The 22,536-nt window shown below is 61.9% G+C and carries 22 protein-coding genes; 12 read left to right on the top strand and 10 right to left on the bottom strand.

Going from position 1 to position 22,536, the window contains the following annotated elements; translation table 11 throughout:
* Nucleotides 1-178: 178 nt before the first annotated feature.
* The gene (locus AC07R1_RS20195) at nucleotides 179-1,459 is read right to left on the bottom strand and encodes a sensor histidine kinase (protein WP_315868710.1); all 1,281 of its coding nucleotides are present in this window, start codon (nucleotides 1,457-1,459) and stop codon (nucleotides 179-181) included.
* Nucleotides 1,449-2,132: a two-component system response regulator ColR gene (gene colR / locus AC07R1_RS20190; protein ID WP_011063090.1), complete on the bottom strand. Its 684-nt coding sequence runs from the start codon at nucleotides 2,130-2,132 to the stop codon at nucleotides 1,449-1,451. Before colR ends, AC07R1_RS20195 begins: the two co-directional genes overlap by 11 nt.
* Nucleotides 2,133-2,336: 204 nt before the next feature.
* Between colR and AC07R1_RS20185 the strand changes: the two genes are divergently transcribed.
* Nucleotides 2,337-4,286 carry an LTA synthase family protein gene (locus AC07R1_RS20185; RefSeq protein WP_123431358.1) on the top strand — a complete coding sequence of 650 codons (1,950 nt, stop codon included), beginning with the start codon at nucleotides 2,337-2,339 and terminating at the stop codon, nucleotides 4,284-4,286.
* Between the two features lie 141 nt (nucleotides 4,287-4,427).
* On the opposite strand, the gene groL is transcribed toward AC07R1_RS20185, so the two are convergent.
* The 4 genes from groL to AC07R1_RS20165 all read right to left on the bottom strand — a co-directional run bounded on the left by groL (nucleotide 4,428) and on the right by AC07R1_RS20165 (nucleotide 7,941).
* A complete protein-coding gene (gene groL, locus AC07R1_RS20180) occupies nucleotides 4,428-6,071 on the bottom strand; it encodes a chaperonin GroEL (RefSeq protein WP_011063092.1) in 1,644 nt (547 codons plus the stop codon).
* A 49-nt stretch (nucleotides 6,072-6,120) separates the two neighbouring features.
* Nucleotides 6,121-6,414 (bottom strand): co-chaperone GroES, encoded by a 294-nt coding sequence (locus AC07R1_RS20175; RefSeq protein WP_011063093.1) that lies wholly within the window; start codon nucleotides 6,412-6,414, stop codon nucleotides 6,121-6,123.
* Between the two features lie 252 nt (nucleotides 6,415-6,666).
* Nucleotides 6,667-7,143, bottom strand: coding sequence for an FxsA family protein (locus AC07R1_RS20170; protein ID WP_495110881.1), 477 nt, complete (start codon nucleotides 7,141-7,143; stop codon nucleotides 6,667-6,669).
* 66 nt (nucleotides 7,144-7,209) lie between these two features.
* A complete protein-coding gene (locus AC07R1_RS20165; protein WP_495110880.1) occupies nucleotides 7,210-7,941 on the bottom strand; it encodes a HugZ family pyridoxamine 5'-phosphate oxidase in 732 nt (243 codons plus the stop codon).
* Nucleotides 7,942-8,105: 164 nt separating this feature from the next.
* On the opposite strand from AC07R1_RS20165, the gene AC07R1_RS20160 reads away from it, so the two are divergent.
* A complete protein-coding gene (locus tag AC07R1_RS20160; RefSeq protein ID WP_232641855.1) occupies nucleotides 8,106-8,864 on the top strand; it encodes an SDR family oxidoreductase in 759 nt (252 codons plus the stop codon).
* 37 nt (nucleotides 8,865-8,901) lie between these two features.
* Here AC07R1_RS20160 and apbC read toward each other — a convergent pair whose 3' ends face one another.
* Nucleotides 8,902-9,996, bottom strand: coding sequence for an iron-sulfur cluster carrier protein ApbC (gene apbC / locus AC07R1_RS20155; RefSeq protein ID WP_011063097.1), 1,095 nt, complete (start codon nucleotides 9,994-9,996; stop codon nucleotides 8,902-8,904).
* Nucleotides 9,997-10,158: 162 nt separating this feature from the next.
* Between apbC and metG the strand changes: the two genes are divergently transcribed.
* From metG to AC07R1_RS20115, 8 genes are all read left to right on the top strand, one after another.
* A complete protein-coding gene (gene metG, locus AC07R1_RS20150) occupies nucleotides 10,159-12,204 on the top strand; it encodes a methionine--tRNA ligase (RefSeq protein WP_015636808.1) in 2,046 nt (681 codons plus the stop codon).
* Between the two features lie 130 nt (nucleotides 12,205-12,334).
* On the top strand, nucleotides 12,335-12,916 hold the full coding sequence (locus tag AC07R1_RS20145) for an Rnf-Nqr domain containing protein (RefSeq protein WP_495110934.1): 582 nt from the start codon (nucleotides 12,335-12,337) through the stop codon (nucleotides 12,914-12,916).
* The gene (locus AC07R1_RS20140; protein WP_495110879.1) at nucleotides 12,913-14,118 is read left to right on the top strand and encodes an RnfABCDGE type electron transport complex subunit B; all 1,206 of its coding nucleotides are present in this window, start codon (nucleotides 12,913-12,915) and stop codon (nucleotides 14,116-14,118) included. The genes AC07R1_RS20145 and AC07R1_RS20140 overlap by 4 nt, the downstream gene beginning before the upstream one ends.
* Complete coding sequence (locus tag AC07R1_RS20135; protein ID WP_495110878.1) at nucleotides 14,105-15,097, top strand: RnfABCDGE type electron transport complex subunit D; 993 nt, start codon at nucleotides 14,105-14,107, stop codon at nucleotides 15,095-15,097. Before AC07R1_RS20140 ends, AC07R1_RS20135 begins: the two co-directional genes overlap by 14 nt.
* Nucleotides 15,094-15,705, top strand: a complete 612-nt coding sequence (locus AC07R1_RS20130) for an RnfABCDGE type electron transport complex subunit G (RefSeq protein WP_065365280.1) — start codon at nucleotides 15,094-15,096, stop codon at nucleotides 15,703-15,705. Before AC07R1_RS20135 ends, AC07R1_RS20130 begins: the two co-directional genes overlap by 4 nt.
* Entirely contained in the window at nucleotides 15,698-16,294 is a 597-nt protein-coding gene (locus AC07R1_RS20125; protein ID WP_495110877.1) for an Rnf-Nqr domain containing protein, read from the top strand. The genes AC07R1_RS20130 and AC07R1_RS20125 overlap by 8 nt, the downstream gene beginning before the upstream one ends.
* 7 nt (nucleotides 16,295-16,301) lie before the next feature.
* A complete protein-coding gene (nth, locus tag AC07R1_RS20120; protein WP_015636814.1) occupies nucleotides 16,302-16,940 on the top strand; it encodes an endonuclease III in 639 nt (212 codons plus the stop codon).
* A gap of 107 nt (nucleotides 16,941-17,047) precedes the next feature.
* On the top strand, nucleotides 17,048-17,227 hold the full coding sequence (locus tag AC07R1_RS20115) for a PA3496 family putative envelope integrity protein (protein WP_011063105.1): 180 nt from the start codon (nucleotides 17,048-17,050) through the stop codon (nucleotides 17,225-17,227).
* A gap of 147 nt (nucleotides 17,228-17,374) precedes the next feature.
* Here the strand turns inward: AC07R1_RS20115 and AC07R1_RS20110 are convergent, their stop codons facing one another.
* The 3 genes from AC07R1_RS20110 to AC07R1_RS20100 form a co-directional block, all read right to left on the bottom strand.
* On the bottom strand, nucleotides 17,375-18,001 hold the full coding sequence (locus tag AC07R1_RS20110) for a response regulator transcription factor (RefSeq protein ID WP_011063106.1): 627 nt from the start codon (nucleotides 17,999-18,001) through the stop codon (nucleotides 17,375-17,377).
* Between the two features lie 386 nt (nucleotides 18,002-18,387).
* Nucleotides 18,388-19,605 carry an argininosuccinate synthase gene (locus tag AC07R1_RS20105; RefSeq protein ID WP_011063107.1) on the bottom strand — a complete coding sequence of 406 codons (1,218 nt, stop codon included), beginning with the start codon at nucleotides 19,603-19,605 and terminating at the stop codon, nucleotides 18,388-18,390.
* A gap of 129 nt (nucleotides 19,606-19,734) precedes the next feature.
* The gene (locus AC07R1_RS20100; RefSeq protein ID WP_011063108.1) at nucleotides 19,735-20,649 is read right to left on the bottom strand and encodes a flagellar protein MotY; all 915 of its coding nucleotides are present in this window, start codon (nucleotides 20,647-20,649) and stop codon (nucleotides 19,735-19,737) included.
* Between the two features lie 156 nt (nucleotides 20,650-20,805).
* On the opposite strand from AC07R1_RS20100, the gene pyrC reads away from it, so the two are divergent.
* The gene (pyrC, locus tag AC07R1_RS20095) at nucleotides 20,806-21,852 is read left to right on the top strand and encodes a dihydroorotase (RefSeq protein ID WP_011063109.1); all 1,047 of its coding nucleotides are present in this window, start codon (nucleotides 20,806-20,808) and stop codon (nucleotides 21,850-21,852) included.
* On the top strand, nucleotides 21,849-22,520 hold the full coding sequence (gene rnt, locus AC07R1_RS20090) for a ribonuclease T (RefSeq protein WP_011063110.1): 672 nt from the start codon (nucleotides 21,849-21,851) through the stop codon (nucleotides 22,518-22,520). Before pyrC ends, rnt begins: the two co-directional genes overlap by 4 nt.
* The last annotated feature ends 16 nt before the right edge of the window (nucleotides 22,521-22,536 follow it).

The following is a 22,536-nucleotide window of genomic DNA, read 5'->3' as shown; positions in this document are numbered from 1 at the left end:
GATGGCGCCACCTTAAGCAGCGACGTGTCAGCGACAGGTCATCCCTTTGTGAAAACTTCGTACCGTCCAACGAGGAAATATTTCAGGGTTTTACAGGCTGAGGACAGTGGCCTGGGGCCACTTAAGAGGAAAAAACGACAAGTGACCGGCCCCGTAAAACAGGGCCGGGAAAGAACAATCAGGCCTTGGCCGAGTTCAGCTGAACGAAAAAACGACAGCCATTGGGCGTCATGGTAGTGAGGCTGACAGTCCAGCCCTGGTTCTCGCAGATCCGCTGCACCAGGGACAGCCCCAGCCCCAGGCCTTCCCCACGCTTTTCATCGCCCCGCACAAACGGCTGGAACATTGCCTCGCGCTTCTCCTCGGGAATGCCCACGCCGCTGTCCTCCACCACGAATCCATCGGGCACCAGGCTCAGGCGGATGAAACCCTGTTCGGTGTAGTGCAAGGCGTTGCGCAGCAGGTTGCCCATCACCGCATGCAGGAAGGTGGCGTTGTAGCGATTGTCACCTGGGGTTCCGGGCTCGAAGATCAGCTCGAGCCCCTTGGCCTCGATGGCTTCGCGCCAGATACCGGTCAAGTCACTGGCCGCCTGGCTCAGGCTCAGCTGCGGCGACATGCTGGCATCTTCACGCTGTGCTCGGGCCAGCATCAGGAACGTCTGCACCAGCTCGCGCATCTCGTCGCAAGCGCGAGCGATGCGTTCGACCTGGGCTCGCCCACGGGGGTCCAGCCGTGGATTCTCCAGCAGCAGCTCGCAGGAAGTGGCCAGAACCATCAATGGCGTGCGCAGTTCGTGACTGACGTCGCTGGTGAACAGCCGCTCGCGGCTCAAGGCCTGGCGCAAGCGGCCCAGGGTTGCATCGAAGGCAATGGCCAGCTCTCCCACCTCGTCCGCCGCGTAGTCCGGCGCCAGGGGCGGAGCCAGGCCCAGCAGTTGATCCCGGTGGCGCACCTGCCGGGCAAGACGCACCACCGGCGCCATCACTCGGCGAGCCAGGACCCAGCCGAGAAACACCGCCAGCGCCAGGCTCAGGACAAAACCTACCAGCACCACGGCGAACAGCACCCGCTCGCGCTCTTCGAAATCGCTCTGGTCCTGCAGCAGCACATAGCGCCGACCGTCCACCACCTCGACCATGGCGTGATAGGACAACTCCTCGCGGAACACCTCGTGGAAACCCGGATCCAGATGGCGCAAATCCTTGGGCAGCTCGAAGTCGCCGCGCCCGCCACTGTAGTAGAACAACTGGTCGGGCTCGGGGCGGTGGCTCCAGTCGCCGACGTTATCCATCAGCAACAGGCGTTGCAGGTCACCGCCCAGGCCTGCGGAGATGAGCTTCTCCTCCACCAGGTGCACCGTCGCCACGATGCCCATGGCAAACGCCCCCGCCACCAGTGCGCTCATCAACGCAAAGGCGATGATGATGCGCTGGGCAAGGCTCTGCTTAAACTCCATCTCGGCCCTCGGCCAGGCGGTACCCGACACCGTGCACGGTGTGCAGCAGCGGCTTGGCGAACGGCTTGTCGATCACCTGGCGCAATTGGTGAACGTGGCTGCGCAGGCTGTCGCTGTCCGGGCAATCGTCGCCCCACAGGGCTTCTTCGAGGATCTCCCGACGCAGTACATGGGGGCTTTTCTGCATCAGCACCGCCAGCAGCTTGAGGCCCACGGGGTTGAGCTTGAGCAAGCGGCCTTCGCGGGTGACCTCCAGGGTATCGAGGTCGTAGCTCAGGTCGCCAACCTGCAGCGACCGACGGCCACCACCCTGGGAACGGCGCATCACCGCCTCGATACGCGCCGCCAGTTCCGAGAGAGCGAAGGGTTTGAGCAGGTAGTCATCCGCCCCGGACTTGAAGCCCTGAAGGCGGTCGTCGAGCTGGTCGCGGGCGGTGAGCATGATCACCGGAGTATCACGCCGGGCGTCTTCGCGCAGGCGCTTGCACAGGGTATAGCCATCGATTCCCGGCAGCATGATATCGAGCACGATCAGGTCGTAATGCTCGGTGGCCGCCAGGTGCAACCCGGACAGGCCATCCTGAGCGCAATCCACGGTATAGCCCTTGAGCCCCAGGTAGTCAGCCAGGTTGGCGAGAATATCGCGGTTGTCTTCAACCAGTAGAATTCGCATCGGCACTCTCTCCGTACAGGGTTACGGCCATCTTGGCTCGCGCAGCTTAAGGCCAAGTCCGGCTCGCCGCCAGCCTTGTCGGCCGGTGCCAGGCAGAGTTTTCCCGGGCCTGGGGGCTTAACAATATTTTCACCAGCGGTTCACAAGCTGACTACAGGGACAACCTCAGACTGCGGGCCATTTGCCCCCAAGGAACACCCTCTGATGGATCTTCTCAAGACAGCTCCGGCGCGTTTCGTGCTGCTGCTGACCAGCACCTGGCTGGCGATTTTCCTGCTGACCCGCGGCATTTTGCTGCTCACCCACCTCGACGAAGCCGGTAGCGGCTGGCTGCCGCTATTTGGCGTCGGCCTGCTCTACGACCTGGGTTTCCTGGCTTATGCCGCCCTGCCCCTGGGCCTGTACCTGGTGCTCTGCCCGCCCGCCCTGTGGCGTCGACGCGGCCACCGCTGGCTGTTGCAGGGCCTGTTCAGCCTGAGCCTGTTCGCCATGCTGTTCACGGCCGTGGCGGAGTGGCTGTTCTGGGATGAATTCGGCGTGCGCTTCAACTTCATCGCCGTCGATTACCTGGTGTACTCCGACGAGGTCCTCAACAACATTCTCGAGTCCTACCCGATCGGCCTGTACATGAGCCTGCTGGCCCTGGCGGCAATCGCCCTGAGCCTGGCCCTGCGCAAGCCCCTGAAGGCTGCGCTGGATGCGCCCTTGCCGCCTCTGCGTGGCCGCCTGCTCAGTGCCCTCGGCCTGCTGCTGGTGGTCGGCGCCAGCCTGCAACTGCTCAGCCAGGACAGCCCGCGCAGCCAGGGCGGCAACGCCTATCAGAACGAACTGGCGAGCAACGGCCCCTATCAGTTCTTTGCCGCCTTTCGTAACAACGAGCTGGACTACCAGCAGTTCTATCGCAGCCTGCCCGCCGATGTGGTGGCCCGCCAGATGCGCGCCGAACTGAATGAACCCAATGCCCGCTTCATCGGCAAGGACCCGCTGGATATCCGGCGCGCCATCGACAACCCGGGGGCTCCACGCACCCCCAACATCGTCCTGGTGACCATAGAGAGCTTCAGCGCCAAATACATGGGCAGCAACGGCGACGACCGCAACCTGACCCCGAACCTGGATGCGTTGCGCGCACAGAGCCTGTACTTCAACAACTTCTACGCCACCGGCACCCGCACCGACCGCGGCCTGGAAGCCATCACCCTGGCGATTCCCCCCACCCCGGGGCGCTCCATCGTCAAGCGCATCGGTCGTGAAAGTGGTTTCGCCAGCCTTGGCCAGCAACTGCGGGCCGTGGGTTACGACAGTGTGTTTGTCTATGGCGGCCGAGGTTACTTCGACAACATGAATGCCTTCTTCAGTGGCAACGGCTACCGCGTGGTGGACCAGAGCAGCGTCGAGGAGTCCGAGATCCACTTCAAGAACGCCTGGGGCATGGCCGACGAAGACCTTTACACCCAGACCCTGAAGCTGGCGGATGCCGACTACGCACAGCAGCGGCCCTTCCTGTTGCAACTGATGACCACCTCCAACCATCGCCCTTACACCTATCCCGATGGCCGGATCGACATCAAGTCCGGCAAGGGCCGGGACGGCGCGGTCAAATACACCGACTACGCCATTGGCGAGTTCCTCAAGGCAGCCCGCCAGAAGCCCTGGTTCGACAACACCATTTTCGTGTTTGTCGCCGACCACACCGCAGGCAGCGCGGGCAAGGAAGACCTGCCCATCAGCAACTATCAGATTCCGTTGTTCATCTATGCGCCCAAGCTGATTCCGGCGCGGGAGAATGCACAGCTGGCCAGCCAGATCGACCTGGCGCCAACCCTGCTGGGCCTGTTGAACCTGGACTACGAGTCGACCTTCTTCGGACGCAACCTGCTGCAGGACAACCCTCTGCCTCCCCGGGTGCTGGTGGGCAACTATCAGCACCTGGGCCTGTTCGACGGCCAGGACCTGGCGATTCTCAGCCCGCGCCAGGGGTTGCGCCGGCATGACCAGGCCCTGGGCGCCAGCCAGGAATCCCGGGTACCGGACAGCGATCCGTTGATCCAGCGCGGCATCAGCTACTACCAGAGCGCCAGTTATGGCTTCAAGCAGCAATTGCTGGGCTGGAAGGCGCCCAAGGCAGCGGCGGATGAACTGAGCCAGCGCTGAAGTCGTTCGCGGGCAAGCCCGCTCCTGCAGAAGTGGAGCAGGCTTGCCCGCGAAGATCCAGGCGCCCCCCATATCCGGGGCGTAAAAAAGCCCCGCCGGCTTTCACCGGCGGGGCTTTTTCAGTACAGGGGTAAGGCTGGCTTACATCATGCCGCCCATGCCACCCATGCCGCCCATGTCTGGCATGCCGCCAGCTGCAGGCTTGTCTTCCACGATTTCAGCAACAGCGGCTTCGGTGGTCAGGATCAGACCGCCGATGGACGAAGCTGCTTGCAGCGCGGAACGGGTTACCTTGGTTGGATCCAGGATGCCCATTTCGATCATGTCGCCGTATTCGCTGGTAGCAGCGTTGTAGCCGAAGTTGCCGGCACCCTGCTTGACCTTGTCCACGACAACGCTTGGCTCGTCACCGGAGTTGGCAACGATCTGGCGCAGTGGAGCTTCGATAGCGCGACGCAGTACAGCGATACCCACGTCCTGGTCGGCGTTGTCGCCTTTCAGGTCGTTGATGCCTTGCAGAGCACGGATCAGGGCTACGCCACCGCCAGGTACCACGCCTTCTTCAACGGCTGCACGGGTAGCGTGCAGGGCGTCTTCAACGCGGGCCTTCTTCTCTTTCATTTCAACTTCGGAGCCAGCGCCAACCTTGATCACTGCAACGCCGCCGGACAGCTTGGCCAGACGCTCTTGCAGTTTTTCACGGTCGTAGTCGGACGAAGTGTCGGCGACTTGTTGACGGATCTGAGTCACGCGAGCCTGGATGTCCGCTTCAACGCCAGCACCGTCGATGATGGTGGTGTTTTCTTTGGACAGGATCACGCGCTTGGCGTTACCCAGGTGCTCCAGGGTGGTGCTTTCCAGGCTCAGGCCGATCTCTTCGGAGATGACGGTACCGCCGGTCAGAACGGCGATGTCCTGCAGCATGGCCTTGCGACGGTCGCCGAAGCCAGGTGCCTTGACGGCAGCGACTTTGACGATGCCACGCATGTTGTTCACAACCAGAGTCGCCAGGGCTTCGCCTTCAACGTCTTCAGCCACGATCAGCAGTGGGCGGCCGGCTTTGGCAACGGCTTCCAGCACTGGCAGCATTTCGCGGATGTTGGAGATCTTCTTGTCCACCAGCAGGATCAGCGGGCCGTCGAGTTCGGCGACCATGGTGTCCGGCTTGTTGATGAAGTAAGGGGACAGGTAGCCGCGGTCGAATTGCATGCCTTCTACGACAGACAGTTCGTTTTCCAGGCCCGAGCCTTCTTCAACGGTGATCACGCCTTCTTTACCGACTTTTTCCATGGCTTCGGCAATGATGTCGCCGATGGAGTTGTCGGAGTTGGCGGAGATGGTGCCGACCTGAGCGATGGCCTTGGAGTCAGCGCATGGCTTGGACAGACCCTTCAGTTCTTTGACGATGGCGATGGTCGCCTTGTCGATACCGCGTTTCAGGTCCATCGGGTTCATGCCGGCAGCGACGGCTTTCAGGCCTTCGTTGACGATCGACTGAGCCAGAACGGTAGCGGTGGTGGTGCCGTCGCCAGCGTCATCGTTGGCACGGGAGGCAACGTCTTTGACCAGCTGCGCGCCCATGTTTTCGAAGCGATCTTTCAGCTCGATTTCTTTGGCAACGGAAACGCCGTCCTTAGTGATGGTCGGAGCGCCGAAGCTCTTCTCGATGATCACGTTACGGCCTTTCGGGCCCAGGGTCGCTTTTACTGCGTCAGCCAGAACGTTGACACCAGTGAGCATTTTCTTGCGGGCGGAATCGCCGAATTTAACTTCTTTAGCAGCCATGATCGATATTCCTTAAATACTGTGTAGTAGCGGGAAAATACGCGGGAAATCAGCCTTCGATAACAGCGAGAATCTCGTTCTCGGCCATTACCAGCAGATCTTCGCCATCGACTTTCACGGTGTTGCTGCCGGAGTACGGGCCAAACACCACTTTGTCACCCACTTTCACGGCCAGCGCACGTACTTCACCGTTGTCCAGCACACGGCCGGTACCTACAGCGACGATTTCGCCACGGTTAGGTTTTTCAGCAGCCGAACCAGGCAGAACGATACCGCCGGCAGTTTTCGATTCTTCTTCGCTGCGACGGATGACGACGCGGTCATGCAGAGGACGAAGCTTCATTGTCGATCTCTCCTAATTGTGGTTTTCAACGGCCGGTGTCGATACCGGCGGGTTAGCAAATCCGGCTTTGCCGGGTGCGGCTCGACAAGCGAGCCGCGGAAGTCTGTCTGGTGTCAGCACCAGAAACCTTGCGGTGACCGTTACATAAGGGCGCATAAGGTTATTACAAGGGCTGGCCGATGAAATTTTTTACATCGCTGGCGCCAAAACGAACACGGCACCCGAAGGTGCCGTGAGACGTGAGCTTCTGACTCAGGAGTCGCGGTGCTCGAATTCGCCTTCGATCACGTTGGGCTCGCGGCCCAGCGGCTGCTGGGGCGCAGGGCCGCCACGGGCGGCACGCATGTCGTCGGCAAAGGCGCGCTGGCGCAGGGCCTGCTCCTCGGCACGCTGGCGCATTTTATTGGCCAGCAGGCGACGGCTGATCGGCAACAGCATCAGCAGGCCGAACACATCGCTGATGAAACCCGGCAGGATCAGCAAACCACCACCCAGGGCCAGCATCAGGCCCTCGAGCATTTGCTGGGCCGGCAGCTCACCGCGATTGAGGCTTTCACGGGCACGCAGTGCCGTGGCCAGACCGGCCACGCGCAACACCAGCACACCGAGCATCGAACCGACAATGATCAGCAGCAGCGCCGGGAAAAACCCGATGGCCGCGCTGACCTTGACGAAGACGAACAGCTCGAGCACCGGGAAAAGTAAAAAGAGCAACAGAAAAGGGCGCATCAAATGGTTTCCTCTGCGGAAGAATGCCTTCCAGTAGACCGTAAATGACGTCGCCAATTCGTGAATTCAAGCACCCGGGGGCGGATTTTTCGGCCATTGATCAGCTCGGGCCAGGAAAACCAGGGCCTCGCGTACTTGTGTCGGCGTATTGCAAGGCGCCTGGAAGGGCAGCCAATACAACGCCTGGCCGATGCGCAGGTGCATGCCTTCGGTATCGATCCCGGCCATCTGCGCCGGCGCGTTGTCCGGCAACCCGGTCAACTGGACATAGTGGGCAATGGCCTTGGCATGGTCGCTGTTCATGTGTTCCACCATGCTCAGCTCGGCCTTTCCTGCGAAGGGGTTGGCCAGGGTCAGTTGGTCGACCCAGTGGATCGCCCCGAAGCCGCCGATGTAGCGGTGGCGTACCGGCTTGAGCACCCAGAAATCGAAGTCATGGGCCTTGTGGTAGTTCTGCGACTCGGGAAAGTAACGGTAGTAACGCTCGGCTGCGGCGTCGATGGCGGCCTCGTCCTCGAGCTTCTCAGCCTCGGCCAGGTAGGTCAGGCGACCGACTGCCTGCACATCATCGGCATCGCGCTCACCCACCAGCAGCGAGCACTTGGGATCCTTCTGCAGGTTGTGGGTGTGCTGGGCGATACGGCTGATCAGGATCAGCGGCCGGCCCTCGGCGTCCAGGCAATAGGGCACCACGGACCCGAAGGGAAATCCCGGCATGGCCTTGGAGTGAGTGGACAGCACCCCACGATATTCCTTGAGCAGCAGTTCTCGTGCATTCTTGGCAGCTTCAACGCTCACTTTATGACTCCTTATGTAGAATCCGTCGAAAACGGACGGGCGCCTGGAGCATTGTTCCAGCTACGCCAACAGGGCAATTCTCATCTGCAGCCAGGCCAGGTCCGGCAGCCGAGCGAGGGTTCCCGAAAAGGACTCCCCTCAAGACCAGCTAGCAGGACATGCGAATGCAACTCACTGACAAAGTAATCATTATCACCGGCGGTTGCCAAGGTCTGGGCCGCTCCATGGCCGAGTATTTCGCAGCCAGGGGCGCGCGCCTGGCGTTGGTCGATCTGAACCAGGAAAAGCTCGACCAGGCTGTCGCGGCGTGCAAGACCCACGGCGTCGAAGCCCGTGCCTATCTGTGCAACGTCGCCGATGAAGAGCAGGTGAACCACATGGTGGCCCAGGTGGCCGAGGACTTTGGCGCCATCCACGGCCTGATCAACAACGCCGGGATCCTGCGCGACGGCCTGCTGGTCAAGGTCAAGGACGGCCAGATGACCAAGATGAGCCTGGCCCAGTGGCAGGCGGTGATCGACGTCAACCTGACCGGGGTCTTCCTCTGTACCCGGGAAGTGGCGGCGAAGATGATCGAGCTCGGAAACAACGGCGCGATCATCAACATTTCTTCGATCTCCCGCGCCGGCAATATCGGCCAGACCAACTATTCCGCAGCCAAGGCCGGGGTCGCGGCAGCCACGGTCACCTGGGCCAAGGAGCTCGCGCGTTACGGCATCCGCGTGGCGGGCATTGCCCCGGGCTTTATCGAAACCGAGATGACCCTGGGCATGAAACCCGAGGCCCTGGAGAAGATGACTTCCGGTATTCCTCTCAAGCGCATGGGCAAGCCGGAAGAGATCGCCCACTCGGCGGCCTATATCTTCGAGAACGACTACTACACCGGGCGCATCCTGGAAATGGACGGCGGCCTGCGGGTCTGATCCTGCCGGCTCCTACATGACTCACCCGCCTGGGGCTTCAGTCGTCGCTGATGGTGATGTTGGGCATCGCCGGGGCGGCCGCTTCTTGCAAGACAATGCGCGCGCCCACATGCCGCGCCAACTCCTGATAGACCATGGCGATCTGGCTTTCCGGCTCGGCGATCACCGTCGGCTTGCCGCCGTCGGCCTGCTCGCGGATCAGCATCGACAACGGTAGCGAGGCCAGCAGCTCGACGTCGTACTGGCTGGCCAGCTTCTCGCCGCCGCCTTCGCCAAACAGGTGCTCGGCATGGCCACAGTTGGAGCAGATGTGCACCGCCATGTTCTCCACCACGCCCAGCACCGGGATATTGACCTTGCGGAACATCTCCACGCCCTTGCGCGCATCCAGCAGAGCCAGGTCCTGGGGCGTGGTGACGATCACCGCACCGGCCACCGGGACTTTCTGCGCCAGGGTCAGCTGGATGTCGCCGGTGCCTGGCGGCATGTCGATCACCAGATAGTCCAGGTTGCCCCAGTCGGTCTGGGTCACCAGTTGCAGCAAGGCCCCGGAGACCATAGGACCGCGCCAGACCATCGGCGTGTTGTCATCGGTGAGGAAGGCCATGGACATGACCTCCACGCCGTGGGACTCGATGGGCACGAACCACTTCTGGTCCTTGATCTTCGGACGGGTGCCTTCGGCGATGCCGAACATGATGCCCTGGCTCGGGCCATAGATGTCGGCGTCGAGAATCCCCACCTTGGCGCCTTCGCGGGCCAGGGCCAGGGCCAGGTTGGCCGCGGTGGTGGACTTGCCCACACCGCCCTTGCCGGAAGCCACCGCCACCACGTTCTTGACGTTGGCCAGGCCCGGGATCTGCGCCTGGGCCTTGTGCGCGGCAATGACGCTGCTGATCTCGACCTTGGCCGAGCTCACGCCGTCCAGGCCCTCGATGGCCAGTTGCAGCATCTGCGCCCAGCCACTCTTGAACAGGCCGGCGGCATAACCCAGTTCCATGCGGACCGTAACCCGGTCGCCCTGGACCTCGATGTCCCGCACGCAGCCGGCGCTGACCGGGTCCTGGTTCAGGTAAGGGTCGGTGTATTGACGAAGGACGGCTTCCACCGCTGCGCGATTGACGGCGCTCATGGGCAACTCCGATAACAAGACAGGAAAATCAGCCGGCTATCCTACGCCGCCGACTCCTTCGTGGCGAGAAAGCTTGCTGCGCACAATGTGCCTGGAAGGGTGAAAATTCCGCTCCGGCGCTTTATAGTGGCCGACCTCCGTTTCATCAAGTAGCCGAGCCCCATGTCCGAGCCACGCAAGATCCTCGTCACCAGCGCCCTGCCCTATGCCAATGGTTCCATCCACCTTGGCCACATGCTTGAGTACATCCAGACCGACATGTGGGTGCGCTTCCAGAAGCTACGCGGCAACCAATGCATCTATGTCTGCGCGGACGACGCACACGGCTCGGCCATCATGTTGCGCGCGGAGAAGGAAGGCATCACGCCGGAGCAGTTGATCGCCAACGTGCAGGCTGAACACTGCGCCGACTTTGCCGAGTTCCTGGTGGATTTCGACAACTTCCACTCCACTCACGCCGAAGAAAACCGTGAGCTGTCGAGCCAGATCTACCTCAAGCTGCGGGACGCCGGGCACATCGCCACGCGCTCCATCACCCAGTATTTCGACCCGGAAAAGAAAATGTTCCTGGCCGACCGCTTCATCAAGGGCACCTGCCCGAAATGCGGCACCGAGGACCAGTACGGCGACAACTGCGAAAAATGCGGTGCCACCTATGCCCCGACCGACCTGAAGGATCCTAAGTCGGCGATCTCCGGCGCCACTCCGGTGCTCAAGGACTCCCAGCACTTCTTCTTCAAGCTGCCGGACTTCCAGCAGATGCTGCAGAGCTGGACCCGCAGCGGCACCCTGCAGGACGCCGTGGCCAACAAGATCGCCGAGTGGCTGGACGCCGGCCTGCAGCAGTGGGACATCTCCCGCGATGCACCGTACTTCGGCTTCGAGATCCCGGATGAGCCGGGCAAGTACTTCTATGTGTGGCTGGACGCGCCGATCGGCTACATGGCCAGCTTCAAGAACCTCTGCAGCCGTCGTCCGGAACTGGATTTCGACGCCTTCTGGGGCAAGGACTCCACCGCCGAGCTGTATCACTTCATCGGCAAGGACATCGTCAACTTCCACGCCCTGTTCTGGCCCGCCATGCTCGAAGGCGCCGGCTATCGCAAGCCGACCGGCATCAACGTCCACGGCTACCTGACGGTCAATGGCCAGAAGATGTCCAAGTCCCGTGGCACCTTCATCAAGGCCCGCACCTACCTGGAGCACCTGTCACCGGAATACCTGCGCTACTACTACGCGTCCAAGCTGGGCCGTGGTGTCGACGACCTGGACCTGAACCTCGAAGACTTCGTGCAGAAGGTCAACTCCGACCTGGTGGGCAAGGTGGTGAACATCGCCAGCCGTTGCGCCGGCTTCATCCACAAGGGCAATGCCGGGGTGATGGTGGACAGCAATGCCGCCCCCGAGCTGACCGAGGCTTTCCTGGCCGCGGCGCCAAGCATCGCCGACGCCTATGAAGCCCGTGACTTCGCCCGGGCCATGCGCGAGATCATGGGCCTGGCCGACCGCGCCAACGCCTGGATCGCCGACAAGGCTCCATGGTCGCTGAACAAGCAGGAAGGCAAGCAGGATGAAGTCCAGGCCATCTGCGCCACTGGCATCAACCTGTTCCGCCAGTTGGTGATCTTCCTCAAACCGGTGCTGCCACTGCTGGCTGCCGATGCCGAGGCCTTCCTCAACGTGGCCCCGCTGACCTGGAACGACCACCAGCAACTGCTGGCCAACCATCAGCTCAACGAATTCAAGCCGCTGATGACGCGGATCGACCCGGTAAAAGTGCAAGCCATGACCGATGCCTCCAAGGAAGACTTGGCCGCCAGCCAGACCGACACCGGTGGCCCTAAAGGCAACGGTGAACTGGTGAAGGACCCGCTGTCCGCGGAAATCGACTTCGATGCCTTTGCCGCCATCGACCTGCGTGTCGCCCTGATCGTCAAGGCCGAAGCCGTGGAAGGTGCCGACAAGCTGCTGCGCCTGACCCTGGATATCGGCGACGAACAGCGCAACGTGTTCTCCGGCATCAAGAGCGCCTACCCTGATCCGTCCAAGCTCGATGGCCGCCTGACCATGATGATCGCCAACCTCAAGCCACGGAAAATGAAGTTCGGCATCTCCGAAGGCATGGTGATGGCTGCCGGCCCTGGCGGTGAAGAAATCTACCTGCTGAGCCCGGACAGCGGCGCCAAGCCCGGCCAGCGGATCAAGTAAGGCTGCAGGCTGGACCCCATCCCCCCGTTGCGCCCGGCGCAGCGGGGGGATTTGCATATCTGGCGGGCCCTGCGCCGACGCTGGAGTTTGCCTACTCTTGAAGGACAGCCTGCCCGTACCGGCCCCGACCATGACCGACTTCCTCCTCGCCCTTGTCAGCACTGCCCTGATCAACAACTTCGTGTTGCAGTGGCCGCTGGGCGTCGACCCGCTGCTGCAGGCCCCAGCCGATGGCGCTCGGCTTCGGATCCATGCGCTGGGCCTAGCAACAACGGTCTTGATGCTGGTCAGTTGCGTACTCGGCCATGTTCTCTATCGTGGTGTGCTGGTGCCCTCGGGGCTGCAGTCCTTGCAGCTGTTTGCCTGGCTGTCCCTGAGTGTGCTGCTGATCAGGCCGGCCCTACACTGGCTGCCCCGAGCCCTGCCCGGTTTGCCATTCGATGGCCTCTGGCCCTTGTTGCTGGCCAATGCCGGGATGCTCGGCCTGCTGTTGATCGCCAGCGGGGAAAACCTCGGGCTGGCGACCCTCGGCGCCATGAGCCTGGGTGCCGGGCTGGGCTTCTGGTTGGTACTGTGCCTGTTCAATGACCTGCGCCAGCGTATTTCCACCAACGATATTCCCCTGCCCTGGCAAGGCCTGCCGATCGACCTGATCAGCGCCGGCCTGCTGGCAGTGGCGTTTTTCGGCTTCAACGGACTGCTCAAGACATGAGTCTGATTCAACGCATCGACGCCCTTCTGCCCCAGACCCAATGCGGCAAGTGCGGCCACGCCGGATGCAAACCCTACGCCCAGGGCATCGCCAGTGGCGAGGCCATCAACAAGTGTCCGCCAGGGGGCCAGGAAACCATCGCCGGCCTGGCACAACTGCTCCAGTTGCCGGTGGTGGAACTGGACCACAGCCGTGGCGAAGCCCCGGCGCAGATCGCCCATATCCGCGAGGCCGAATGCATCGGCTGCACCAAGTGCATCCAGGCCTGCCCGGTGGACGCCATCGTCGGCGCGGCGAAGCTCATGCACAGCGTATTGATCGACGAATGCACCGGCTGCGACCTCTGTGTGGCGCCCTGCCCGGTGGATTGCATCGACATGCTGCAGTTGCCCATGGCCCGAGTGCTGCCCATTGTCGGCGGCCTGGCCAGCAGCCCCGAGCAGTTGCAGGCTCGCACCGCCAAACGCGATCACGCCCGGCGCCGCTTCGAGCAGCGCAATGATCGCTTGCAGCGCGAAGAGGCCCGGCGCCTGGCCGAACGTCAGGCCAGGGCCCAGCGCGCCACCCAGGCCAGCGACGCCAGCCAGGACCCGGTTCAGTCGGCTATCGAGCGGGTCCGCGCACAGAAAGCCGCGGCGGCCGATGCCGCCTTGAAAAAGGCCAAGATCGAGCTGGCCATGAGTCGCGCCCAATTGCACAAATCCCTCAAGGCCTTCGGTCATCCGCCGACCTTCGAGCAGCAATCGCAGTTGATCGTCCTGCAGCGCCAGTTCGAAGTAGCGGAGCAGGCATTGGCCCAACTGGAAGCCCAGGCGCCTACACCGACCGCGCCGGTGGCCCGGGATGCCGACCTCAAGCGAGCCAAGATCCAGTTGGCGATGCGCCGCGCCGAACTGAAAAAGGCCCAGGCCGCAGCAGCCCCCGAAGCCGAACTGCAAACCCTGGCCGCGGCCCTGGCGGCGGCCGAACAGGCGCTGCACGCCGCGGAGGACGCCAGTGGCAAACCGGCACCAGTACTGGAGCGGATCGAGAAACGCCCGATCGCCCCACAACTGCGACAACTGAAGACCGAACTGGCCTACGCCCGAGCCGAGCTGAGCAAACTGCAACGCCAGACCGATACCAGCAGCGAACAACTGGCCCAGGCCCAAGCCCGCCTGAGCGAAGCCGAGCGCCAGGTAAACGCCCATGACGTGCCCTGAAACAGTCGACCCGCGCCTGCGCCAGGCCATGCAGCGCGTGCTGCTGGCCACGCTGCCGGGGCTGCTGGTACTGCTGTGGTTGTATGCCTGGGGGCCGCTGCTGAATCTACTGCTGGCAGCCAGTGGGGCCCTGGCCATGGAAGCCTTGGTGCTGTTCCTGCGGCGGCGTCCGCTGCAACCTGCCCTCGGCGATGGCAGTGCGCTGGTCAGTGCCACCTTGCTGGCCCTGGCCCTGCCACCCTATTGCCCCTGGTGGCTGCCGCTGAGCGCTGCCGCCAGCGCCGTGCTCTTGGGCAAGCAGGTGTACGGCGGTGTCGGCCAGAACCCCTTCAACCCGGCGATGTTGGGTTATGCACTGGCCCTGCTGTGCTTCCCGCAAGCCATGACTCACTGGCCCGCACCCCATGCCCTGGACCTGCTCGGCGGGCTGCAACAGGTATTCGGCCTGGGAGGCAACCCGCCCCCGGACGCCTGGGCCCAGGCCACGGCGCTGGACAGCCTGCGGATCAACAAGAGCCTGACCGTCGATGAACTCTTTGCCGGCAACCCCGCCTTCGGTCACTTCGGCGGCAGTGGTACCGAATGGGTCAACCTTGGATTTCTGGCTGGCGGCCTGTTTCTGCTGCAACAGCGGGTCATCGGCTGGCAGGCGCCCGTGGGCATGCTTGGCAGCCTGCTGCTGATCAGCCTGCTGTGCTGGAACGGCAGCGGCTCCGACTCCCACGGTTCGCCGCTGTTCCACCTGCTCAGCGGCGCCAGCATGCTCGGTGCGTTCTTTATCGTCACCGAGCCGGTGTCCGGCCCCAAGGCCGCCAAGGCCCGCCTGCTGTTTGGCGTTGGCGTTGGCCTGCTCACCTACCTGATCCGCACCTGGGGTGGCTACCCCGACGGGCTCGCATTCGCCGTGCTGCTGATGAACCTGGCGGTACCGGCCCTGGAGCGCCTGAGCTCCGAAAAACCGCTGGAGCGCCCATCATGAAAGGGGCTCGCAGCCTGTTGCTGCTGATGCTGCTCGGCTCCCTGGGCATCGGTGCCACCCTGTGGCTGCAATATGCCGCCACTCCACGCATAGAAGCCGAACAACGGGCCTTGCAGGCACGCAAGCTGTTGGATGTGCTGCCCGCCGGCAGCTATGACAACCAGCCCCTGGACCAGCCATTGCCCTTGGCCGATGGGCAACTGAGCAACAGTCGCCTGCTCGATGGCTACCTGGCCACCCGCAATGGCCGGCCCAGCGCCGTGCTGCTGCGCAGCCAGGTCACAGGCTACGCCGGCCCCATCGAGTTGCTGATCGCTATCGACAGCCAGGGGCGCCTGCTGGGCAGCAAGACCCTCCGGCAGGATGAGACTCCGGGGCTGGGAGCACGTATCGCCAGCTGGCCCAATGCCTGGCTCCAGGGGTTTTCAGGAAAATCCCGCAATGATCCGGGCGACAGCGCCTGGGCCTTGAAAAAGGACAACGGGCAGTTCGATCAGATTGCCGGCGCCACCATCACTTCCCGTGCGGTGATCAGTGCCTTGCATGATGCCTTGCGCTACTTCGACGAACACCGCGGACAACTGCTCCCTGGAACGCCTCATGAATAAGCCGCTGTCATTGCCGGGGCTGCTGATGCTGCCACCCCTGATCGGGGCTACGGACTCCTGGGTCAAGGCAATCGGCCTGGCCCTGGCCTGGGTATTGCTGATCGGCCTCTACGGCACCGGCATGCGCTTGCTGCGTCCGCCCATCGAGGCCCGCCACCACTGGCTGGCCAGCCTGCTGCTCAGCGCCAGCCTCGGCAGTTGCCTGTGGCTGGCGCTGCAGGCCTGGAGTTATGAGCTGCACCAGCAATTGAGCCTGTACCTGGGCCTGCTGCCCCTGCAATGCGTGGTACTGGAACAGGCGGGGTTCTTCCAGCACCGCAACCGACTGCGCCTGGCCGGCGCTTTCTGTGTGGCCCTGATCGGCCTGGGTGCCCTGCGCGAGCTGCTGGGCGCTGGTACGCTGGGCAGCCATCTGGGCTGGCTTGTCGGCCAGCCGGATGCAGGCAGCGGCTGGGTCGTGCTGCCACATGGGGGGCTACGCCTGCTGACCCTCGCCCCCGGCGGTTTTATCCTGCTGGGTGCGCTGCTGGCCGCAAAACGGGCCTGGGCCGGCCCCTGGACCTTAAACCGACCGCCTTCGAGGAAATGAATCACCCATGAATGCCGCCAAACGCCTGGAAATCTTTCGCCGGCTACACGAAGACAACCCCGAGCCGAAAACCGAGCTGGCCTATTCCTCGCCGTTCGAGCTGCTGATCGCGGTGATTCTCTCGGCGCAATCGACCGACGTCGGAGTCAACAAGGCGACTGCCAGGCTCTTCCCCGTAGCCAACACCCCAGCGGCAATCTACGCCCTGGGCGTCGAAGGCCTGTCCGAATACATCAAGACCATCGGCCTGTACAACAGCAAGGCCAAGAACGTCATCGAGACCTGCCGCCTGCTGGTGGAACGCCATAACAGCGAAGTGCCACAGACCCGGGAAGAGCTGGAGGCTCTGCCCGGAGTGGGCCGCAAGACCGCCAACGTGGTCCTCAACACCGCTTTCCGACAACTGACCATGGCGGTGGACACCCATATCTTCCGGGTCAGCAACCGAACCGGGCTGGCCCCGGGAAAGAACGTGGTCGAGGTCGAAAAGAAACTCATGAAGTTCGTGCCCAAGGAGTTTCTGCTGGACTCCCATCACTGGCTGATCCTCCACGGCCGCTACGTTTGCCTGGCACGCAAGCCACGCTGTGGCAGCTGTCGAATCGAAGACCTGTGCGAATACAAGCAAAAGACTTCCGACGATTGAGCAAGCATTGATTTTGCCGATAGATCGATTGAAAAAATCTTTTTTACCCGCCAGGAGAATATCGATATAAGGAGCGCCAATGGCAGTCCTAGCCTGGAGTCGACCTTATGAGTACTGGCAAAGAACAACTGGACGTAGAAGACGATTTCGTCGCAGCTGAAACAGATGATGCAGAACCGGTGGTCGAAGTGGCGAAAACCAATCTGAGCAAGCGCCGGACCATCGACAATCTCCTCGAGGAACGGCGCCTGCAAAAACAGTTGGCCGATTACGACTTTGACCTCTAGTCACAAAAGAACCTCCCCATGGAGGTTTTTTTGTACCTGTGCCCAGCCGCAAATCTGGCCGGTCAGCCTCCCCGACTGACCGGCTGCGTCGGCACTCAAGCGAGCCCATCCAGCAACACCGTCTCAATGCGCACGTGCTCTAAAGGCTCATATCAACCGATGCCGTTGAGCGAACTCGATCAGATCAACCAATGAACGAGCATTGAGCTTGGCCAGCAACCGGCGCTTGTAGGTACTGATGGTCTTGTTGCTCAAGCACAACCCCTCGGCAATTTCCTTGTTACTCATGCCGTTGGTGAGTTGTTTCAATACGATCAATTCGCGCCCTGAAAGCAGCTCGATCATCTGCTGCTCACTGCTGATGCCCTGGCTTGAGCGAAAAGTATGCAAGGCCTCGTTGGGGAAGTAGCTGTATCCCGCAAGCACCGCACGCACGGCACTCAACAGCTCGGTGATGTCCTGCTGCTTGCACACATAACCGGCAGCACCGGCCTGCATGCAGCGCATGGAGAAAGGCCCAGGAACTTGCAGGGTCAATACCAGAATCTTGATCGACATACCTCTGGACATCAGCCGGTTTATAACTTCGAGCCCATCAAGTTGCGGAATTCCAATATCCAGAATCAAGATGTCTGGAACATATTCAAGAGCCAACTTCAATGCATCCGTGCCGTTATCTGCTTCCGCTACTACTTCAAGGCCATGGCGCTCCATCAACATGCGCACAGCCAAACGGACAACAGGGTGATCATCCACGATCAATACTCTTTTCATAGGTCCATCTCAGTCCTGAGAGTTTTTTTAGAGCCCGCACAATACCCCAGAGAATTGACTCTGACACCGTGCTACAGAGGGCTACGACCTTACGAGGACGATCCTTACAAACAATACCGAATTGCCTTACAAAACGACCTAGATAAAAGTGGTTCAATATCCAAACCGCCTAGGATCAATCGTCAAATCAGCTACTTTTCGTACTAATAAAACTCCAACCTACAAGCACTCTCAGTAGCGGTACTTGGTACTTCGCCCATCAAGAAGTGGCTCACCTTGCCCAACAGACATTTGCTGATCTGAATTAGGCCCCGACGCTCACTGCAATTATCCAGGGCAAAAAAAAGCCCCGCTTATCGCGGGGCTTTCTTCAACCACTCAAAGCATCAGACCAGGGTCCGACCCTTGTTCGCGGCAATGCGCATGCGCAGGGCGTTGAGCTTGATGAAGCCAGCTGCGTCCGCCTGGTTGTAGGCACCGCCGTCCTCTTCGAAGGTAGCGATGTTGGCGTCGAACAGCGACTCGTCAGACTTGCGACCGGTCACGATCACGTTGCCCTTGTACAGCTTCAGGCGTACCACGCCATTCACGTGGGCCTGGGAGGCGTCGATCATCTGTTGCAGCATCAGACGCTCAGGGCTCCACCAGTAGCCGGTGTAGATCAGGCTGGCGTACTTGGGCATCAGCTCGTCTTTGAGGTGAGCCACTTCGCGGTCCAGGGTGATGGACTCGATGGCGCGGTGAGCACGCAGCATGATGGTGCCGCCAGGTGTCTCGTAGCAGCCGCGGGACTTCATGCCCACGTAACGGTTCTCGACGATGTCCAGACGACCGATACCGTGTTCGCCACCAATGCGGTTCAGGGTCGCCAGCACGGTGGCCGGGGTCATCTCGACGCCGTCCAGTGCCACGATATCGCCGTTGCGGTAGGTCAGTTCCAGGTATTGCGGGGTATCTGGGGCCTTCTCCGGGGAGACAGTCCAGCGCCACATGTCTTCTTCGTGCTCGGTCCAGGTGTCTTCCAGCACGCCACCTTCATAGGAGATGTGCAGCAGGTTGGCATCCATCGAGTACGGGGATTTCTTCTTGCCGTGACGCTCGATCGGGATCCCGTGCTTCTCGGCGTAGTCCATCAGCTTCTCGCGGGACAGCAGGTCCCACTCGCGCCAAGGGGCAATCACCTTCACACCCGGCTTGAGGGCGTAGGCGCCCAGTTCGAAACGCACCTGATCGTTGCCCTTGCCGGTGGCGCCATGGGAAATGGCGTCGGCGCCGGTTTCGTTGGCGATTTCGATCAGGCGCTTGGCGATCAACGGACGAGCGATGGAAGTACCCAGCAGGTACTCGCCTTCGTAGACGGTGTTGGCGCGGAACATCGGGAAGACGAAATCACGCACGAACTCTTCGCGCAGATCGTCGATGTAGATCTCTTTGACGCCCATGGCTTGCGCCTTGGCGCGGGCCGGCTCGACCTCTTCGCCTTGGCCCAGGTCAGCAGTGAAAGTCACTACTTCACAGTTGTAAGTATCCTGCAGCCACTTGAGGATCACCGAAGTGTCCAGGCCGCCCGAATACGCCAGAACGACCTTGTTAACGTCCGCCATGCCATCACTCCACGGGGTTGTACGGAAAGCCGCCAAGTCTACCGATCCACGCGGATAATTTACAGAGGCGCGACAGCTTATGACGACCAAGCGACAGATTATGTCGAGCGAGCGACGACGACAGCCGTATCAGGAAGTCGCCGCTGCGCTGGACCCGGAAGCCGCCTGAGGCGCTGGGGCCGGCTTTTCGGCAGGAGCGACCCGCTCCAGATGCACATTGACCCGCCGGTTCTTCGCCCGATTGGCCGCATTGGTGTTGGGGGCCAGGGGATAGCGCTCGCCATGGAAGCGCACCACGATCTGGTTTTCCGCCAGGCCATTGGCCTTGAAGAACTCCATGACCGCCAGCGCACGACGGCGCGACAGGTCACGGTTGGTCAGGCGGTTGCCACTGTTATCAGAGTGCCCGTCCAATTCGACATGATTGACCGTGGGGTCGGCCTTGATGAAGTCCACCATCACTTGCAGCTTGGCCTTGGCCCGGGCGTCCAGGTCGATGCCCCCCCCGGGGAAACCGATCTCGGCCTGCTTGACCTGTTCATAGTTCATCGGCAACAGCTTGGCCATGCAGCTTTGATAGTCGCCGTAGGCCTTGCTGAACTTCACCGGCAACAGGCGTACCTCGGACACTCCGCCTTCGCGGGAGAAGTGCCGGACCACCGGGCTGCGCCCCTCCAGCAAACCGACGATCAGACGTCCGGCCTGCATCTGGTTGCTGTTGAACAGCACCCCATCGGTACCGGCCTTGACCGCCCCAAGGTTGATGTCGCCACGCCCCGGCTGCCAGGGGGCGGCGGCCGCAAGCAGGGTCGCGGAACCACCGGCCTGCATGGGGTTGAAACTCTTGAGGCGGAAAATCGCCTGCTCGCCGGCGCGACGAACGAATTCGCCGGAACCGAAATCGGTAACCGGTTGGATCAGGCGGCACTCGAACTTGTCACCTTCGACCGTCCACTCAATGCTCTCCAGGCGAGTCTGGAAAGTGAGAGCCATCGCAGGCAGGCTGGCAAACACACTGAGCAAGGCTAGATAACGCTGGCGCACGGGAGGCTCCACTGACGTGTACAACAGAAAAATCGACAGGCGTTAATACGCCATACCTTCGGGATATCGGTTGCTCGTCGCAAAACTTGATAGCGAGTGCCTGGAAGAGTCTTTTCCGGTAGCATTCCCCCGAGTTTTACCCGCCTGGAACCTCCAATGTCCGACCGCCTGACCCTGCTGCGTCCCGACGACTGGCATATTCATCTTCGCGATGGGGCCGTGTTGCCCAATACAGTCGCAGATGTCGCGCGCACCTTTGGCCGCGCCATCATCATGCCCAACCTGGTACCTCCGGTGCGCAACGCCGCGGAAGCCGACGCCTATCGCCAGCGCATTCTAGCTGCGCGCCCGGCCGGCAGCCGCTTCGAGCCACTGATGGTGCTCTACCTGACCGACCGTACCCAGCCGGAGGAAATCCGCGCGGCCAAGGCCTGCGGTTTCGTCCACGCCGCCAAGCTGTACCCGGCCGGCGCGACCACCAACTCGGATTCGGGCGTGACCAGCATCGACAAGATTTTCCCGGTGCTTGAAGCCATGGCCGAAGTCGGCCTGCCGCTGTTGATCCACGGCGAGGTAACCCGCGGCGACGTCGACGTCTTCGACCGCGAGAAAATCTTCATCGACGAGCACATGCGGCGTGTGGTTGAACGCTTCCCCAGCCTGAAAGTGGTGTTCGAACACATCACCACCGCTGAAGCCGTGCAGTTCGTCAAGGAGGCTTCGGCTAACGTCGGCGCCACCATCACTGCGCATCACCTGCTGTACAACCGCAACCACATGCTGGTGGGCGGTATTCGTCCGCACTTCTATTGCCTGCCGATCCTCAAGCGCAACACCCACCAGGAAGCCCTGCTGGATGCGGCCACCAGCGGCAACGCGAAGTTCTTCCTCGGCACCGACTCGGCACCTCACGCCCAGCACGCCAAGGAAGCCGCTTGCGGTTGCGCCGGCTGCTACAGCGCCTACGCCGCCATCGAGCTGTACGCCGAAGCGTTCGAACAACGCAACGCCCTGGATCAGCTGGAAGCTTTCGCCAGCCTCAACGGCCCGCGCTTCTACGGCTTGCCGGCCAACACCGACAGCATCACCCTGGTCCGTGAAGAATGGACCGCTCCTGCCAGCCTGCCGTTTGGCGAGCTGACTGTCATTCCGCTGCGCGCCGGTGAAAAACTGCGCTGGCGCCTGCTGGAGGATCACTCGTGAGTGACGACCATTTCGACGACGAACAAGAAGGTAGCAGCGGCGGTCCTCGCCATCCGATGGCGGCACGCTTTCGCGGTTACCTGCCGGTAGTCGTCGATGTTGAAACCGGTGGCTTCAACTCGGCCACCGACGCCCTGCTGGAAATTGCCGCAACCACCATCGGCATGGACGAAAAAGGCTTCGTGTTCCCCGAACACACCTACTTCTTCCGGGTCGAGCCTTTCGAAGGCGCGAACATCGAAGCTGCAGCCCTGGAATTCACCGGGATCAAGCTTGACCATCCCCTGCGCATGGCTGTGAGCGAAGAAACCGCCCTCACCGATATTTTCCGCGGGGTGCGCAAGGCGCTGAAGGCCAATGGCTGCAAGCGCGCCATCCTGGTAGGCCACAACAGCAGCTTCGACCTGGGCTTCCTGAATGCCGCCGTGGCGCGCCTGGACATGAAGCGCAATCCGTTCCACCCGTTCTCCAGCTTCGATACCGCCACGCTGGCTGGCCTGGCATACGGCCAGACCGTGCTGGCCAAGGCCTGTCAGAGCGCAGACATCGACTTCGACGGTCGCGAGGCCCACTCGGCTCGCTACGACACCGAGAAGACCGCCGAGCTGTTCTGCGGCATCGTCAACCGCTGGAAACAGATGGGCGGCTGGCAGGATTTCGACGACTGAATAGTCGCTTTCCTTT

The sequence above is a fragment of the Pseudomonas sp. GW821-FHT07F01 genome (assembly GCF_059418825.1).
This window is presented reverse-complemented; position numbering and strand designations above follow the sequence as displayed.